This is a genomic window from Falsiroseomonas sp. (assembly GCF_051860665.1).
GTDB lineage: Bacteria > Pseudomonadota > Alphaproteobacteria > Acetobacterales > Acetobacteraceae > Falsiroseomonas.
The window spans coordinates 56,709-73,451 of sequence record NZ_JBHYDM010000025.1 but is presented as its reverse complement, the minus strand read 5'-3'; the positions used below and the strand labels follow the sequence as shown (position 1 = coordinate 73,451).

Genomic DNA, 16,743 nt, shown 5'->3' with positions numbered 1-16,743 from the left:
GATCGCCACCGCTTCGAAGGTCTCCGCGCCGTCCTGCGGGTCGATGCCACGCGTCGCTGCGCCGACCGGCAGACCGAGCAACGCCGCTACTACGCCCTCTCCCGGATCATGCCGCCTGCCGAGGCCCTGGCCACCGTCCGCAGCCACTGGAGCATCGAGAACAGCCTGCACTGGAGCCTCGACGTCGTGCTCCACGAGGACAGCGCCCGCAGCCGCCAAGGCCATGCCGCCGAAAACCTCGCCCTGCTTCGCCGCCTCGCCCTCAACCTCCTCAACGCCGACCCGTCCCGCGGCTCCGTCCGGGCCAAAATCAAACGAGCAGGATGGCACGACGCCTTCCTGCTCAGCCTCATACGACAAATGCGATAGCCCTACCCTGAAGGGGGAGGGCCGGGGTGGGGGGTCGCTACCCGGAAACGCTCCGCCGTGCCTCCACCACATCCTCATCCTCCGGGCTGCGCCGCGTCGCGAAACCCAGCGCCCGGATGAAGGCCAGCATGGGCGCGTTGTCGGCCAGCACCTGGCCCACCACCTCCCGCACGCCGTTCGCGGCGGCCCAGTCGAACAGGCGCTGCATCATGTGGCGCCCAAGCCCCTGCCCCTTCATGGCGCGGTCCACCACCACGGCGAATTCCCCCGTCACGCCATCCGCCTCCCGGATCAGGCGGGAGACGCCCATCATATCCTCCGCCCCGTCCGGACGGCGCCGCATGGCGACGAAGGCCATCTCCCGCTCGTAGTCGATCTGCGTCAGCCGGGCGATCTGCACAGCCGGCAGTTCCCGCAACTGGCTGAAGAAACGCCAGCGCACATCCTCCGGCGTCAGGCGTCGGAACATCTCGGCATGCGCCTCGGCATCCTCCGGCCGCACCGGGCGCACCCAGAGCACCTCGCCGGAGCGCGCGGTCCAGGGCGCCGCCCATTCCTCCGGATAGGGTGGCACCGCCAGCAGCGCGCTCTGCCCGGCCGGGCGCAGCAGGCAGGAGGCATCGGCCGCCATCACGCCGGCGCCATCGGCAAACAGCGGGTTCACGCCCAGCGAGGCGATCTCCGGAAAATCCACGGCGATCTGGGAAAGCCGCATCAGCGCGCCGGCCACCGCATCCAGATGCACCGGCGGATGGTCGCGGTAGCCGGCCAGCAGCGGCCCGGCCCGGGTGCGACCGATCAGCCCGCAGGCCAGGGCATGGTTCAACGGCGGCAGGTCGAAACCCTCGTCGCCCAGCAGGTCCGCCGCGGTGCCGCCCAGGCCGAAGCCGAGGAAGGGGCCGAACATGGCATCGTCGCCGAGGCGCATGCGCAGCTCCTGCACATGGCTCGCCTGCCGCTGCACCAGGAAGCCGTCGAGCCGCGCCGCCGGGCGGTCCCGTGCCGCGCGCTCCGCCATGGCCTCCGCCGCCTCCCGCACCGCGAGCGGGCTGCGCAGGCCGAGCGCCACGCCGCCGATCTCCGTCTTGCGGGCGACATCCGGGCTGCGCAGCTTCAGCACCACGGGAAAGCCGAGCTCCACCGCCGCCGATGCGGCCGCGGCCGCATCGGCGGCGACCCGGCCCGGCACCACCGGCAGGCCATAGGCGGCCAGCACCGCCAGCGCCGCATCCTCGGTCAGCGAAAGCCGCCCCTCGGCGCGGGTCTGGGCCAGGATGGCGGCGACCGCCGCGCGGTCCGGCTGCAGCGCCAGAACCTGGCGGCCCGGCAGCTCCGCCGCCGCCGCGCGGTTCTGCCGGTCATGCAGCAGGTGCAGCGCGCCGCGCACGGTGGCTTCCGGCGTCGGAAACACGGCCAGCCCCGCGGCGGCCAGCGCGGCGCGCTGGGCGCCGGCCGTCGCCTGGCCGGCCCAGCAGACCAGGATCGGCGCGGCGCGCGTCGCCTTGGCGGCGGCGGAGAGCGCGGCGGCCATGGTGGCCGTGTCCTCGCCAGCCACCGGCGCATGCAGCGCCACCACCGCATCCACCTGGCGCAGCCCGGCCAGCATCGCCGCGGCCTCGCCCAGGCCGGTGGCGGAGCCGGGGCCGAGCACGAGCGGATTGCTGCCCTGCCAGCCCGGCCGCAGCCCGATCGCCAGCGCCTGCCGGGCCTCCTGTGGCAGTTCCGCCAGGCGGGCGCCGCCGGCCAGCACGGCATCGGCGGCCAGCAGGCCGAGGCCGGTGGCATTGGTGACCAGGGCGATGCCGCCGCAGGGCGCGGCCGCGCCGGGCACCAGCTTCACCCGCGCCAGCGTCTCCGCCGCCGAGAGCAGGTCATCCAGCCCCGCCACGCGCAGCACGCCGGCGCGGCGCAGCGCCGCATCCATCACCGCATCGGCGGTACCGGAGGGATCGGCCAGCCGCCCGCCGGCGCGGATCGCCACCACCGGGCGCATCCGCGCCGCGGCGCGGGCGGCGGAGATGAACATGCGCCGGTTCTTGATGCGGCGGATTTCCAGCAGGATGGCGCCCGTGCCCGGATCGCGGGAGAGCCAGTCCAGCGCATGGGCGAAGCCCAGGTCGTCATTCTCGCCGATGCCGATGACATGGCTGAAGCCCACCGCCTCCGCCTCCGCCCAGTCCAGCACGGCGCGCGACAGTGCCGAGGACTGGCCGACCAGCGCGAGCCGGCCGCGGCGGGGGGCGAGGTGGGAGAGCGAGGCATTCAGCCCGATGCCCGGGACGCAGATGCCGAAACTGCCCTGCCCCAGCGCCCGCACGCCGGTGCGCCGCGCCATGCCGGCCAGGTCCGCCGCCGGGCCCGGCACCACCGCCGCGTGGCAGCCGCGCGCCGACAGCGCGGCCATGGCCGGCTCCAGCTGCTCGGGCGGCAGCGACAGCACGGCGAGGTCGGGCACCTGGGCCAGGCCGGCGATGCCCGCGGGATCCTCGACATGGGCGATCGAACCGGTGAAGCCGCCCGCCTGCAGGTTCTGCGCCAGGGTCGCCGAGGCCGGCAGCGCCGGATCCGCCACCAGCACCACATGCCGGGGGCGATACAGCGCCTGCTCTCGGAAACGCACCGCAGAATGTCGGGCCAGGCTGGAGGAGAGGCTCATTGTGCAGTGCAACATGCGCTGTGCCGGCGGCTTCCGCAACCGGATGGGGGTTGCCGGGGGCCGCTTTCCCCCTTCCGATACCGCGAAACCGATGAAGGGAGCCACAATGTCCACCGCCGATGCCCGAACGGACCCCCGCTGGGACCCGGAAATGCGCGCCTTCAATGCGATGATGGAGGCGAAGGCGGCGAAGGGACCGCCCATCACCCTGACCCTGCCGCTAGATGCGGCACGGGCGCAGACGGAGGCGCTGAACATCCCGCTGACGGAAGGCGGGCCGGTGATGGCGGAGAGCAGCGACCGCTGGCTGCAGGTGCGCGGGCGGCGCATCCAGTGCCGGCTGCACCAGCCCTCCTCCGGCACGCTGCCGGTGCTGGTCTATCTGCATGGCGGCGGCTGGGTCTGGAACAGCATCGATACGCATGACCGGCTGATGCGGGAATACGCCGCCGGCGCCGGCTGCGCCGTGCTCGGCCCGGATTACGCGCTGAGCCCGGAGGCGCCCTTTCCCCAGGCGCTGGAGGAATGCGCCGCGGTGCTGCGCTGGGTGGCGGCGCAGGGCGCGGAATGGGGGCTGGATCCCGACCGCATCGTGCTGGGCGGCGACAGCGCCGGGGCGAACCTGGCCATGGGCGTGGCGCTGCTGCTGCGGCAGACCGATCCGGGGCTGAAGCTGCGCGGATTATTGTTGAATTACGGGGTCTTCGACGCCGACCTTGCCACGCCGTCCTATGAGGAATTCGCCGATGGCTATTTCCTGACGCGGGAGAAGATGCGCTTCTACTGGGACTGCTACGCGCCGCGGCAGGCGGACCGTCTGAACCCGCTGGCCGCACCGCTCCGCGCCGACCTGCGCGGCCTGCCGCCCTGCCTGCTGCAGGTGGCGGAGCTGGATGTGCTGGCCTCGGAGAATTTCGCCATGGGGGATGCGCTGCGCGCGGCGGGGGTTTCGGTGCAGCAGGCGGTCTTCCCAGGCACGGCGCATGGCTTCCTGCGCGCGCTGAACCACGTCGCGGCCGCGCGGCGGGCGGCGGCGGAGGGGGCGGAGTGGCTGAAGCGGGTCGCTGGGTGAGGCGAATAGCCCTCCCCCGTTTACGGGGGAGGGTTGGGTGGCGGGCGTACCCGAGTGACCGAGGCTCGCGCCGCCAACGTCCCCCCACCCCGGCCCTCCCCCCCTTCGGGGGAGAGGGAGAGTTGCTAGCCGCCCAGGGCGCGCTTGGCGACGCCGGCCAGGAAGCCGCTGGCAACCGGCAGGACCGCGTCGTTGAAGTCGTAATGCGGGTTGTGCAGCTCGCGCCCGCCCTCGGCCGGGCCATTGCCGATCCAGACGAAGGCGCCGGGCACCTCCTTCAGGAACCAGGAGAAATCCTCCCCGGTCATGGCCGCCGGCAGGTCGCGCCGCACCGGCGCCACCTCCGCGGCGGCCGCGGCGGCCAGGTCGCGCTCGGCCGGGCTATTGGCGGTCACCTCCACCCCCTGCCGCCAGCCCACGGTGGCCTGCACGGCGCAGGTGGCGGCGATGCCCTCCGCCACCCGGTGCAGGCCTTCCTTGATTGCCGCGCCGGCGGAATCCGCCAGCCATCGGGCGGTGCCCTTCAGCACCACCTGGGCCGGGATCTGGTTCTGCGCCTCCCCGCCCTGCACCATGGTCACGCTGACCACGCCGCCCGCCAGCGGGTCCAGGTTGCGGCCGACGATGCTCTGCAGGGCGACGATGCAATGGCCGGCCGCCACCATGGGGTCGCGGGAGAGATGCGGCAGCGCGGCATGGGCGGCATGGCCGTCGAACGTGATGTCGAAGCGCGCGCCGGCGGCCATCACGGCCTTGTCATGCACCGCGACCGTGCCAGCCGGAAGGCCCGGCCAGTTGTGCCAGCCGAAGATGCGGTCCATCGGGAAGCGCTGGAACAGCCCATCCGCGATCATGCTCCGCGCGCCGCCGCCGCCTTCCTCCGCCGGCTGGAAGACCAGATGCACCGTGCCGGTCCAGGCCTGATCCTCCAGCAGCATCTTCGCCGCGCCCAGCAGGGCGGTGGTATGCCCGTCATGGCCGCAGGCATGCATCACGCCGGGGACGGTGCTGCGATGCGGCAGCGCCTCGTTCACCTCCTGGATCGGCAGCGCATCCATGTCGCCGCGCAGGCCAACACTGCGATTGCCGCCCCCCCGCCGCAGCGTCGCCACCACGCCATGCCCGCCAAAACCCTCGGTGATCTCGGTGACCCCCATCTCCCGCAGCCGCGCCACGACGAAGGCGGCGGTGGCCTCCTCATGCAGGGTGAGGCCCGGATGGGCATGCAGATGGCGGCGCCAGGCCGTCAGAGTCTCGGCGAATGCGGTGTCCATCCTGTAAGGGTAGCCGCTTCGGCCCGCCGCCTCCACCCCGACCATCAGGCAGCGTGACCCGCAGGCCCGATGCAACCCGGAGGCGCCGGCCGCGCTTCCCCAGCAGGTGAGACAGCTTCTGCGCATCCAAACCCTCCTCCCCGTGCTTCTGCTGGCGGCCGCGCCGCTGGCTGCCCAGCCCGCGGCGCCGGCCCTGCCGGCCGAGGCCGGCGCGCCCACCGAGGCCGCCACCCTGCCCTATGCCGCGACGGTGGTGCCGACGGGGGTGGAGGCGCTGGACGGCCCGCTCACCGATGCCTCCCGCCTCATCCGCCTCGCGGAGGAAGCCCCCGTCGATGCCTATGGCCTGGTCGCCCGCGCGCTGGGGGAGCCGCCGCTGCTCGATGCCGTGCTGCGGGCGGAGGGCTATTGGGCCGGCCGGATCGAGGTGCGGATCGCCGGCACCCCGGCCGATGCCCCAGGCCTGGCCCAGCGCCTGGTGGCCGCGCCGCCGGCCGGGCCGATCCCGGTGGAGGTCCGCGTCACCCCCGGCCCACGCTACAGCCTGCGCCGCATCACGCTGCGTCCGGACGGGCCCGCGGCTGCGGCGGCCGTGGCCGCGCTCGGCGTGCCGGAGGGGCTGGCACCCGGCGATCCGGCCCGCTCGGGCCCGGTGCTCGATGCCGAGGCCGGGCTGCTCGATCGGCTGCGCATGGCCGGCTATCCGCTGGCCGCCGTGGTGGATCGGGAGGTGCTGGTCAATCACGAGGCCCAGGCGATGGATGTCACCTGGCTCCTGGCCCCGGGGCCGCAGGCCCGCTTCGCACCGCCGCAGATCGCCGGCGAGACGGCGGTGAACCCCCGCCTGCTGGCGCGCATCACCAACCGCCTGGCCGGCGAGCCCTATGCCCCCGCGACGCAGGAGGCGACGCGCCGGCAGCTTCTGGCGCTCGGCGCCTTCGACTCCGTCCGTGCCCGCGCGGGGGATCGGCTGGACGAGGCCGGGCGCCTGCCGGTGACCTTCACGGTCAGCGACCGGCCGCGCAATGCCGCCGGCGCGACCCTGGCCTATGAGACCAATTTCGGCCCCTCCGCCACCGTCTACTACGAACGCCGCAACCTGTTCGGCAATGCGGAGCTGCTGCGGCTGGAGGCGAGTGCCTCCCGCCTCGGCGGGGAGACGGAGGACAACAACTACCGCATCGGCGCCAATCTGCGCCGGCCGGGCCTCTTCGACGGCCGCACCTCCCTGGTGCTGGATGCGGCGATGCTGCGGGAAAGGCTGGATGCCTATGACCGCGACGCGGTCACCGCCTCCGCCCTGCTGGAACGCCCCTTCGGCAATCGCTGGGTGCTGCAGTCCGGCCCCACCTTCGAGACCGGGCGGATCGGCCGCGACGGCAATCTGGAGCCCTTCACCCTGGCCGGCCTGGTGATGGGCGCGCGCTACGACGGCACGAACGATCCGCTCGACCCGCGCCGTGGCCTGCGCGGCACCATCAGCGTGGTGCCCTATGCCGATATCGCGGAGGGCGGCGGCTTCGTGCGGGCGATCGGCACGCTGCGCAGCTATTTCGACCTGACCGGATCGGGCGGCAGCGTGTTCGCGCTGCGCGGCACGCTGGGCAGCCTGGTGGGCGCGGATCGCGCGGTGCCGCTGGACAAGCGCTTCTATGCGGGCGGCGGCGGATCGGTGCGCGGCTATGCCTATCAGAGCATCGGGCCGCGCGATTCGCGGAACCGGCCGAATGGCGGGTCGAGCCTGGTGGAGGGTTCGGTGGAGCTGCGCCAGCGCCTTTCCGGCGCCTTCGGCATGGTGGCCTTCCTCGATGCCGGCTCGGTCGGCCAGCAGGAGACGCCGAGTTTCGAGGAGGTGCGCCTCGGTGCCGGCCTTGGCGTGCGCTACGCGACGGCGATCGGGCCGTTGCGTCTGGATCTGGCCATTCCGCTGAACAAGCAGAGTGGCGATGACGGGTATGGGTTGTATGTCGGACTCGGCCAGGCCTTCTGAGGCGCAGCCCAGCCCCTCGCCCCGCCGCCGGCGCCGCTGGCTCGGCTGGGTGCTGGGCCTGGTGCTGGTGCTTCTGCTGCTGCCGGTCCTGCTGGTCGGCGGCGCGTTGCTCTATGCGAATACCGAGGGCGGTCGCGCGCGGCTGGCCGGGCTCGCGGAATCCTTCGTCCCCGGGCTGACGCTGGAGGGGCTGCAAGGCCCCCTGCCCGGCCGCCTCGCCATCCGCCGCATCGCGCTCGCGGATGACCAGGGCATCTGGCTTGAGATCGACAATGCCGAGCTGGACTGGGACCCGATGGCGCTGCTGCGCCGGCAGGCGCACATCACCCTGCTGCAGGCCGATCGCCTGGCCCTGCACCGCCTGCCGCCCGGCGCGCCCGAGGATCCGGATGCGCCGGCCGGCCCGCTGATCCCGCAATTGCCGCAGCTGCCGGTCGGGCTGCAGCTGGACCGCCTCGCCGTGGCACGGATCGAGCTGGCCGCGCCGGTGGCCGGCGTGGCCGCGCTGCTGCGGGCGGAGGGCATGGCGCAGCTCGATGCCGAGGGGCTGGAGACCACCCTCGATATCTCCGCGCCGGAGGGAGCGACCACCCTGGCCGTGCAGGCCGCGCTGCGCCCCGCCACCGGGCGGCTCTCCGCCAGCATCCGCCTGTGCGACGTGGCGGGCGGCCTGGTGCCGGGGCTGATCGGCCAGCCGGAGCGGCCGCTGGCGCTTGACCTGACGCTGGATGGCCCGGCCGAGGCCGCGGCGCTGACCCTGGTGGCGCGGGCCGGGCCGGGCCTTTCACTGGATGTCGCCGGCACCGTCCGGGCGCCGGACATGGACCATCTCGGCGCCGAGCTGCGCGGCACCGCCGATGCCTCGGCCTTCCTGGAAGGGCCGCTGGCGGCGCTGGCCGGGCCGCTGAACCTGGTGCTGGACGCGGCGCGCGGGCCCGATGGGGTGATCGCGCTGCGCACTGCCCGGGTGGAAGGGACCGCCGGGCGGATCGCCGCCGAGGGCACCCTCGCCGGCGACTTCGCCAGCGCGCAGCTTCGCGTGGATGCGGCCCTCGCGGGTTCCGAAACCTTCGCCTCGCTGCTGCCGCCGGGCCTGGTGGCCTGGGAAGGGCTGGATCTGCGCGGCACGGTGGAGGGTCCGCTGGCCACGCCGACGGTGGACGCCACCCTCGCCGCGCGCGGCTTCGCCTCGAACCAGCCGCCGGTCACCGCCCTGCTCGGCGCGACGCCGCAGATCGCGCTGCGCGCCACCGCGCCGGACCGGATCGCGCGGCTGACCGTCCAGGGGGCCGGCGTCCGGGCGGAGGCGAGCGGGCTGGTCGGCCAGGTGCTGGACCTGCGCTTCGCCGCCGATGTCGCGGCGGTGGAGGGCGCGGCGCCCGGCGTCTCCGGCGCGCTGCGCCTGTCCGGCACGGCGACGGGGCCGATGGCGGATCCGACGCTGACGGTGGAGGCGGCCTCCGAAAGGCTGGAAGTGGCCGGCCAGGTGCTGGAGGCGCTGTCGCTGAATGCCCGCATCGCCAATCCGGCCAGCGCCCCCGCCGTCAATGCCCAGGCCAGCGGCCGCTTCCAGGGCCAGCCCCTGGCGCTCGACCTGCGCGGTGGCCCCGAGGGCGATGGCCGCTTGCGGTTGCAGGCCGCGACGGCCCGGCTCGGCCCGGCCGAGCTGGTGGCGGAAGGCGCGCTGGACCTCGCCACCACCATCTTCGCCGGCACCGCGCGGCTGGCCGTGCCGGACCTCGCCCCGCTCTCCCCGCTGATCGGCCAGCCCCTGGCGGGCAGCCTGCGCCTGAACGCCACGCTTGCGGCGCGTGAGGGCCGGCAGCAGGCGGATCTGCGGCTGGAGGCGCCGCGCCTGGTGGTCGCCGGCACCGAGATGCGCCGCCTGGCCGCCACGGTGGAAGGCACGCTGCAGGCCCTCGGCTTCACCCTCTCCACCCAGGTGGCGACGGCGGAGCTGGAGGTGCGTGGCCGGATGACGGAGCAGGCGGAGGGCGCCCGGCAGATCGACCTCGCCGCCTTCCGTGCCAGCGCGCCGGGCGAGTCCGTGCGGCTGGCGGCGCCGGCGCGGGTGGTGCTGCGGCCGGATGGCGGGATCGACGTGGCGGCGCTGGCGCTGACCAGCGGCCGCGGCGGCACGCTGAACCTGACCGGCAGCTGGTCCGATGCCCGCGCCGATCTGCGCGCCACGCTCGCCATCCCGGACCTGGCGACGCTGGCCCCGCTGCTGCCGGGCGTGACGCCGACCGGGCGCGTGGCCGCGGAGGCACGCATCACCGGGCCTGGCACGGCGCCGGAGATCGCGGGCAATCTCCGCATCAGCAACCTGCGCTCCGGCGCCGCCTGGGCGCGCGGCCTGCCGGCGGTGGAGATCCAGGCCGAAGGGCGCCGCGGCGGCGATGGCGCCATTTCCGGCCGCGCCACCGCCAATGCCGGCAATGCCACCCGCCTGACCGCCACGGCCAATCTGCCGCGCGGGCCGGAAGGGCCGCTGGAGGGCACGCTGGACGGCCAGGCCGATCTCGGCGCGCTGACCGCGCCGCTGCTGGCCGCCGGCGCCGACCGGGTGGCCGGCCGGCTGACGCTCGCGCTGCGCGCCGGCGGCACGGTCGCGGCCCCGGTGCTGGGCGGCCAGGCGCAACTGGCCGGCGTGTCCTACCGCAATGCCGAGCTGGGCATCGCGCTGACCCAGCTGGCAGGCACCATCGCGGCCGAGGGGTCGCGGCTTCGCCTCGACCTCACGGGCCGCACCGCCGGACAGGGGCGCATCGCGCTGGCCGGCACGCTGGATCCGCTGAGCGCCGGCCTGCCGGTGGACCTCACGCTGCGCGCCATCCAGGCGCAGCCCGTCTCCTCCGACCTCATCACCGCGACGCTGGATGCGGAGCTGTCGCTGGTCGGCCCTCTGACCAATGGCGCCCGGCTGAGCGGCCCGCTGCGCCTGCGCCGCGCCGATATCCGCGTGCCGGACCGGCTGCCGAGCTCCGTGCGCGACCTCGGCCCGGTGACGGAGGTGGGGCAGATTCCCGGCCGCAGCACGCCACCGCCTCGGCCCACCGCGAATGGCCCGCGCAGCACGCCCAATGCGGCGGCGGGCGGGCCTGGCCTGCCGATCGCGCTCGACCTGCGCCTGGAGGCGCCGCGCGGCGTCTTCGTGCGCGGGCGCGGGCTGGATGCGGAGCTGGGCGGGCAGCTCGGCATCGGCGGCACGATCAGCAATCCCGAGATTTCCGGCGCGCTATCCCTGGTGCGCGGCGAATTCCAGATCCTGGCGCGCCGCCTGACCTTCAGCCGCGGCCGGCTGGATTTCTCCGGCGGGCTGATCCCGGACCTTGATTTCGAGGCGACCAGCCAGACCGGCGGCGTGACCGTGCGCGCCACCGTCACCGGCCCGCCGAGCCAGCCGGTCATCGCCTTCTCCTCCACGCCGGAGCTGCCGCAGGACGAGGTGCTGGCGCGGCTGCTCTTCGACCGGCCGCTGAGCGCGCTCTCGCCCTTCGAGATCGCGCAGATCGCCCAGGCTGTCGCGGGGGCCACCGGCCTGGTGGGCGGCGGCGCCTCCGGCGTGCTGGACCGGGTGCGGCAGACGCTGGGGCTGGATCGCCTCGCGGTCGGCGGTGGCGGCGAGACGGCGGCGCGGAGCACGGAGGCGGATGAGCGCGCGGGGCCGACGCTGGAGGCCGGCCGCTATGTGGCGGATGGCGTCTTCGTCGGCGTGCGGCAGGGCACGGAGAGCGGCTCCTCCCGCGTCGGGGTGCGGGTCGACCTGACGCCGCGCATCAAGCTGGAGGCCGAGACCGGCGACCGCGAGGCGGGCGAGCGCGTCGGCCTCAGCATGGAATGGCAGTGGGGGCGCTGAGCGGTCAGGCCAGCGCCGGCACCCGCTTCAGCAGCGCCGCATCCAGCTCCGCCCGCCGGGCCCAGAGGCTGCGATACCAGTCGAGCCTGGGGGCCACCTGGCCCGCCAGCAGCCGTTCGTCCCGCACCCAGGCGCGGGCGGCTTCCGCCATGGCCAGCGCGCGGGCGGGTTCGGCCAGAAGGGCGCGCAGCTCCCGCCCCAGGCTTTCGGCATCCGGCACGATCAGCCCGGTCTCGCCATGGCGGAGGCTGGCGGCATAGACGGTGGGGCTGGCCAGGCTGCAGAGCCGCAGGCCCCCCGCCTCCACCGCCTTCAGGTCCGACTTCATCCGGTTGAAGCGGGTCTCGGCCAGCGGCAGGAAGGCCAGCTCGCAGGCGGCCATCAGGCCACGATAGGTGGCGTAGTCGGCGGTCGGGGTGAAGCGCTTGTGGGGCGTCTCCAGCGCCTCGAAGCTCCGGCGGTCATGCACCACCTCCACCGCCAGCCGGCCTCCGGCCTCCGCCAGCACCTGGTTCAGCACGGGCAGGAAGGGGGCGATATCGGCCTCCCGGTTCAGGGCGCCGAAGAACAGCGTCAGCCGCGACAGGTCGCGGAAGTTGCGCGGCTCCGGCAATTCCTCCAGCGCATTGGGGAAGACCGCGATCTCGTCGTTGAACTCGGCCAGCAGGTCGCGCAGCGCCGGCGTGGAGGTCTGCACCGCATGGACGCCGCGGAAGGCCAGGTGGTTGTTGCCGGCGATGGAGGGCCAATGCGCCGGATCGTCGTCGAATTCCTGCACCAGCACGGCGCCGGTGGCCCGCAAGGCGCGCAGATAGGGGATGCTTTCGGGCCGATCCAGCAGGCGGCGCTGCAGGATCAGCACGCGCGGCGCGGCGCCATCATCGCCTGGCAACTCGGCATTCGGGCCGGCCACGGCCCTGATGCCCGGGCGGCTGCACAGGGCGTTCAGCGGCTGGTGGATGCGCACGTCGTTGACGCCGCCCACCGGGCGCAGCGTGCGCGCCACCAGCACCAGCGGTGCCGGGCGGCGGCGGGTGGCGCGCCAGACATATTGCAGCGGCGCGGCGCGGCGCAGGAAGTCCTGACGCGTCACACCCAAGGCCTGCAGCGCCGGCGCGATGGCGGTGGCGAAGGCCTCCGCCCGCTCCGGCTCGAAGATGCGCGGCAGCACATCCAGCGGCACCAGACCGGCCTGTTCCAGCGTCTCCCGCATCGTCTCCCGCGTGAACCAGCGCAGATGGGTCCGGTCGTACAGCCCTTCGGCCTCGTAGCGCCACTGCCCGGCCAGCAGCCGGCCCGCGAAACCCCAGAATTCCACATTCGGCACGCAGGCCAGCAGCACCCCATCCGGCGCCAGCAGCGCCGCATCGCGCTTCAGCACCGCCCAGGGGTCGCGCAGATGCTCCAGCACATCGCCATAGATCAGCGCATCCAGGCTGCCGGGCGGAATGGGCGGGGACTCGGTTTCGATGTCGAGGCGATGCACCACGTCATAATGCTGCGCCGCGCGCTCCGCGAGCGCCGGGTCCGGCTCCACCGCCTCCAGCCGCGCGGCCGGGTTGTGGCGGCGGAAGGCCTGGCCCAGCGCCCCGGCGCCGCAGCCGATATCGAGCACGCGCCGCGCATCGCGCGGGATGCGCACGAGCAGGTCGAGATTGGCGGAGGAGCCATAGGAGCGCTGGGTCACGGCCGCGATGCTTGACGTGCCGCGCCGGGGCACGCAATCCCCCCGCATGGCCCTTCCCCCCCTGCTGCATCTGCGCGACATCCGCCTGCGCCTCGGCTCCACCCAGCTGCTGGACGGGGCGGAGATCGCCGTCTCGGCAGGCGATCGGCTGGCGCTGGTCGGGCGCAACGGCTCGGGCAAGTCCACCCTGCTGAAAATCGCGGCGGGGATCATCGATTCGGATGCGGGCAGCGTCTTCGTCCAGCCGGGTGCCACCATCCGCTACCTGCCGCAGGAGCCGGACCTGGCGGGTTTCGCCACCACCGCCGCCTATGTCGCCGCCGGCCTCGGCCCGGGGGACGACCCGCATCGCGCGCGGGTGCTGCTGGAGGGCCTGGGCCTGACCGGGGAGGAGCACCCCGACAATCTCTCGGGCGGCGAGGCGCGGCGCGCGGCGCTGGCCCGCGTGCTGGCGCCGGAGCCGGATATTCTTCTGCTGGACGAGCCGACCAACCACCTGGACCTGCCCGCCATCGAATGGCTGGAACAGGAACTCGGCCCGCTGCGCAGCGCGCTGGTGCTGATCAGCCACGACCGGCGCTTCCTGGAGCGGCTGTCGAAATCCATGGTCTGGCTCGACCGCGGCACCACCCGCCGCCTCGACCAGGGTTTTGCCCAGTTCGAATCCTGGCGGGACCAGGTTCTCGAAGAGGAAGAGACGCAGGCGCATAAGCTCGCGCGAAAAATCGTTCGGGAGGAGCACTGGCTGCGCTATGGCGTGACGGCGCGGCGCAAGCGGAATGTGAAGCGCCTCGCCGGCCTGCAGGATCTGCGCAAGCGGCATCGCGAACGCGCGGCGGCGCCCGGCACCGTGCGCATGGCGGCGAGCGAGGGCGATGCCTCCGGCAGCCTGGTGGCGGCGCTGGAAGGCGTGACCAAGGCCTATGGCGAGACGCCCCCCGTGGTGCGGGACTTCTCCACGCGTGTGATGCGCGGGGACCGCGTGGGCATCGTGGGACCCAATGGCGCCGGCAAGACCACGCTGCTGAACCTGCTGATCGGCAAGCTGGCCCCCGATGCGGGCCAGGTGCGGCTGGGCGCCAGCCTGCAGATGGTGACGCTGGACCAGAACCGGGACAGCCTGGACCCCGGAACCACGCTGCAGGATGCGCTGACCGGCGGGTCCGGCGACCAGGTGCGGATCGGCGGCGAGGTGAAGCACGTCATCGGCTATATGAAGGACTTCTTGTTCCTGCCCGAGCAGGCGCGGACGCCGGTCTCCGCGCTTTCGGGCGGCGAGCGGGGACGGCTGATGCTGGCGCGCGCCATGGCCACGCCGTCGAACCTTCTGGTGCTGGACGAGCCGACCAACGATCTCGACCTGGAAACGCTGGACCTGCTGCAGGAACTGCTGGCGGATTACGGCGGCACCGTCATCGTCGTCAGCCATGACCGCGATTTCCTCGATCGCGTCGCCACCAATGTGATTGCCAGCGAGGGCGATGGTCGCTGGCAGGACTATGCCGGCGGCTATTCCGACATGGTGGCGCAGCGCGGCCGCGGCGTGCAGGCCAAGGCGCGTGCGGCGGCGGCCGCCGTGGCCACCGAGCGCGGCGCTGCCGAGGCGCCCCGTGCGGCGGGACGTGCCAAAATGTCGTTCAAGGACAAGCACGCGCTCGAGACCCTGCCGGCGCGCATCGCGCAGCTGGAACGCGAGATCGGCGTGCTGCAGAAGGCGCTGGCCGATCCGGCGCTCTATACCAGCGACCCCGCCGGCTTCACGGCGCGGTCGAACCTTCTGGCGAAGAAGCAGGCGGAACGCGAGGCGGCCGAGGAAGACTGGCTGCGCCTCGAGATGCTGCGGGAGGAGATCGAGGGATGACCATCGGCGTCGGCGGATCGGATTTCGCCACGGAACTGGCCGCCATCCGCAACCAGCGGGACGTGGTGCCGCCGATCGGGGCGGAGGAACATGCGCGCCGCGTGGCCCGCGCCCAGGCGCGCATGGCGGAGCTCGGCATTGCCGCGCTCTGGCTGGATGGCACCACGAACCTCGCCTGGATGACCGGCCTGAAGCATGGCCAGTCCGAGCGCCCGGTCGGCGCCGTGCTGCCGGTGCGCGGCCCCCTCACCTATCTCTGCCCGGAATTCGAGGTGGAGAAGCTGAAGACCATGCTGCTGCTGCCCGGCGAGGTCCGCGGCTGGGAGGAGGATGAGGATCCCTACGCCCTCTTCTCCGACATTTTGCGGGCCGCCGATGTGGCCGGCGGCACGGTTGCGCTGGACGAGATGGCGCGGGTCTTCGTCGCCGAGGGGCTTCGCGCCGCGCTGCCGAACCACCACTTTGTCGCCAGCGGCGCCGTCACCGGCTTCCTGCGCCAGCGCAAGACGGAGCATGAGGTGGCGCTGCTGCGCCAGGCCATGGGCATGACGCTGGAGATCCAGGCGGCCGCCGCGCGCTGCATGCGCGAGGGTGTCACCACCACCGAGGTCTCCGCCTTCATCGACGCCGCGCATCGCAAGGCGGGCTTCGACACGGGTTCCATGTTCTCCCTGGTGCTCTTCGGCGAGGCCAGCGCCTATCCGCATGGCGTGCCCTATCCGCAGACGCTGCGGGATGGCGACGTGGTGCTGATCGACACCGGCGCGCCACTGCATGGCTATGTCTCCGACATCACCCGCAGCTACGTCTTCGGCACGCCGACCCAGCGCCAGCGCGACATCTGGAACCTGGACCATGCGGCGCAGGCCGCCGGCATCGCGGTGGCGAAGCCCGGCATCACCGGCGGCGCGATCGACGATGCGGTGCGTGGCGTGGTGGTGGCGGCCGGCTTCGGCCCCGGCCACAAGACGCCGGGCCTGCCGCATCGCGCGGGGCACGGTATCGGCATGGATGTGCACGAAGGGCCGTACTTCGTGAAGGGCGGCAAGGAGGTGCTGGCCGCCGGCGTCACCGGCAGCATCGAGCCGACCATCGCCATCTACGGCGAATTCGGCATCCGGCTCGAAGACCACATCGTCATCACCGAGACCGGCGCCGAGTGGCTGACGCCGCCCGCGAAATCCGTCGACGATCCCTTCGGACAGGATTGAAAACCATGCTGACCATCTACGGCTGCCTGCGCTCCCGCGCCTCGCGCAATGTCTGGCTGGCGCATGAGGCGGGGCTGGATTTTCGCCAGGTGCCGGTGATCCAGGCCTATCGCCTGGCCGACCCGGATGCGGCGGATGCGCCGATGCATACGCGCTCGCCGGAATTCCTCGCGGTGAACCCGAACGGGCATATCCCCTCGCTGGTCGATGGCGATCTCGTGCTGCACGAGAGCCTCGCCATCAACCTGTACCTTGCGCGCAGATACGGCGGCGTTCTGGGTCCGGCCGATGCGGCGGAGGATGGGCTGATGGGGATGTGGACGCTCTGGGCCGCGACCGAGGTCGAGCCGCACAGCATCGAGATCCTCTACAACCGCGTGGGCAAGCCGCCGGCGGAACGCGACGCCGCCAAGGCCGAGGCCGCCGTCGCCGCATTGCGCAACCCGGTCGCGGTGCTGGACAAGGCGCTGGCCGCCACCGGCTTCCTGGTCGGCGGCCGCTTCACCGTGGCCGATATCAACGTGGCCGAGGTGATGCGCTACGCCCTGCCCGCGCCGGAGCTGTTTGCGGATGCCCCGCACGTCAAAGCCTGGATCGCCGCCTGCCATGCGCGGCCGGCCTACAAGCAGATGATGGCCGACCGGGAGAAGGAACCCGCCTGAGCCCATCAGGCGGCCGGAGGAAACCGGCAAAGTTGCGCCGCGTTCCTGTCGCGGAAACCGGGACGGTTCTCTCCCGGTCACGGCAGGAACACAGGCATGCGC

Annotated in this window: 10 protein-coding genes; 7 read left to right on the top strand and 3 right to left on the bottom strand. The window is 73.3% G+C overall.

The annotated features are described in order from the left end of the window. Positions 1–369, top strand: a 369-nt coding sequence (locus ACTIF1_RS20445) for an ISAs1 family transposase (protein ID WP_439598310.1), incomplete at its 5' end; no start/stop codon positions are given. Positions 370–406: 37 nt separating this feature from the next. Here ACTIF1_RS20445 and ACTIF1_RS20440 read toward each other — a convergent pair. Continuing rightward, entirely contained in the window at positions 407–2,989 is a 2,583-nt protein-coding gene (locus ACTIF1_RS20440; protein ID WP_439598309.1) for a bifunctional acetate--CoA ligase family protein/GNAT family N-acetyltransferase, read from the bottom strand. A gap of 142 nt (positions 2,990–3,131) precedes the next feature. Between ACTIF1_RS20440 and ACTIF1_RS20435 the strand changes: the two genes are divergently transcribed. Beyond that, the gene (locus ACTIF1_RS20435; protein WP_439598308.1) at positions 3,132–4,097 is read left to right on the top strand and encodes an alpha/beta hydrolase; all 966 of its coding nucleotides are present in this window, start codon (positions 3,132–3,134) and stop codon (positions 4,095–4,097) included. Between the two features lie 125 nt (positions 4,098–4,222). Here ACTIF1_RS20435 and ACTIF1_RS20430 read toward each other — a convergent pair whose 3' ends face one another. After that, positions 4,223–5,371 (bottom strand): amidohydrolase, encoded by a 1,149-nt coding sequence (locus ACTIF1_RS20430; RefSeq protein WP_439598307.1) that lies wholly within the window; start codon positions 5,369–5,371, stop codon positions 4,223–4,225. A gap of 142 nt (positions 5,372–5,513) precedes the next feature. Between ACTIF1_RS20430 and ACTIF1_RS20425 the strand changes: the two genes are divergently transcribed. Together ACTIF1_RS20425 and ACTIF1_RS20420 are read left to right on the top strand one after the other, a co-directional pair. Beyond that, positions 5,514–7,361 (top strand): autotransporter assembly complex protein TamA, encoded by a 1,848-nt coding sequence (locus ACTIF1_RS20425; RefSeq protein ID WP_439598306.1) that lies wholly within the window; start codon positions 5,514–5,516, stop codon positions 7,359–7,361. Beyond that, positions 7,336–11,220: a translocation/assembly module TamB domain-containing protein gene (locus tag ACTIF1_RS20420; RefSeq protein ID WP_439598305.1), complete on the top strand. Its 3,885-nt coding sequence runs from the start codon at positions 7,336–7,338 to the stop codon at positions 11,218–11,220. Before ACTIF1_RS20425 ends, ACTIF1_RS20420 begins: the two co-directional genes overlap by 26 nt. Before the next feature lie 4 nt (positions 11,221–11,224). Here ACTIF1_RS20420 and ACTIF1_RS20415 read toward each other — a convergent pair whose 3' ends face one another. Beyond that, positions 11,225–12,907, bottom strand: coding sequence for a methyltransferase domain-containing protein (locus tag ACTIF1_RS20415; protein WP_439598304.1), 1,683 nt, complete (start codon positions 12,905–12,907; stop codon positions 11,225–11,227). Positions 12,908–12,953: 46 nt separating this feature from the next. On the opposite strand from ACTIF1_RS20415, the gene ACTIF1_RS20410 reads away from it, so the two are divergent. Genes ACTIF1_RS20410 through ACTIF1_RS20400 form a run of 3 tightly spaced genes read left to right on the top strand, consistent with a single transcriptional unit; the run spans position 12,954 to position 16,641 of the window. Further along, on the top strand, positions 12,954–14,768 hold the full coding sequence (locus ACTIF1_RS20410) for an ABC-F family ATP-binding cassette domain-containing protein (protein WP_439598303.1): 1,815 nt from the start codon (positions 12,954–12,956) through the stop codon (positions 14,766–14,768). Continuing rightward, complete coding sequence (locus tag ACTIF1_RS20405) at positions 14,765–15,979, top strand: M24 family metallopeptidase (protein WP_439598302.1); 1,215 nt, start codon at positions 14,765–14,767, stop codon at positions 15,977–15,979. The genes ACTIF1_RS20410 and ACTIF1_RS20405 overlap by 4 nt, the downstream gene beginning before the upstream one ends. A gap of 5 nt (positions 15,980–15,984) precedes the next feature. Beyond that, complete coding sequence (locus ACTIF1_RS20400) at positions 15,985–16,641, top strand: glutathione S-transferase family protein (protein WP_439598301.1); 657 nt, start codon at positions 15,985–15,987, stop codon at positions 16,639–16,641. Positions 16,642–16,743: the final 102 nt, after the last annotated feature.

Bases quoted from the DNA above. Each gene is read 5' to 3' on its own strand.
- ACTIF1_RS20420 (WP_439598305.1), top strand. From the start codon at position 7,336: ATGTCGGACTCGGCCAGGCCTTCTGAGGCGCAGCCCAGCCCCTCGCCC.
- ACTIF1_RS20435 (WP_439598308.1), top strand. From the start codon at position 3,132: ATGTCCACCGCCGATGCCCGAACGGACCCCCGCTGGGACCCGGAAATG.
- ACTIF1_RS20430 (WP_439598307.1), bottom strand. From the start codon at position 5,371: ATGGACACCGCATTCGCCGAGACTCTGACGGCCTGGCGCCGCCATCTG.
- ACTIF1_RS20410 (WP_439598303.1), top strand. From the start codon at position 12,954: ATGGCCCTTCCCCCCCTGCTGCATCTGCGCGACATCCGCCTGCGCCTC.
- ACTIF1_RS20400 (WP_439598301.1), top strand. From the start codon at position 15,985: ATGCTGACCATCTACGGCTGCCTGCGCTCCCGCGCCTCGCGCAATGTC.
- ACTIF1_RS20405 (WP_439598302.1), top strand. From the start codon at position 14,765: ATGACCATCGGCGTCGGCGGATCGGATTTCGCCACGGAACTGGCCGCC.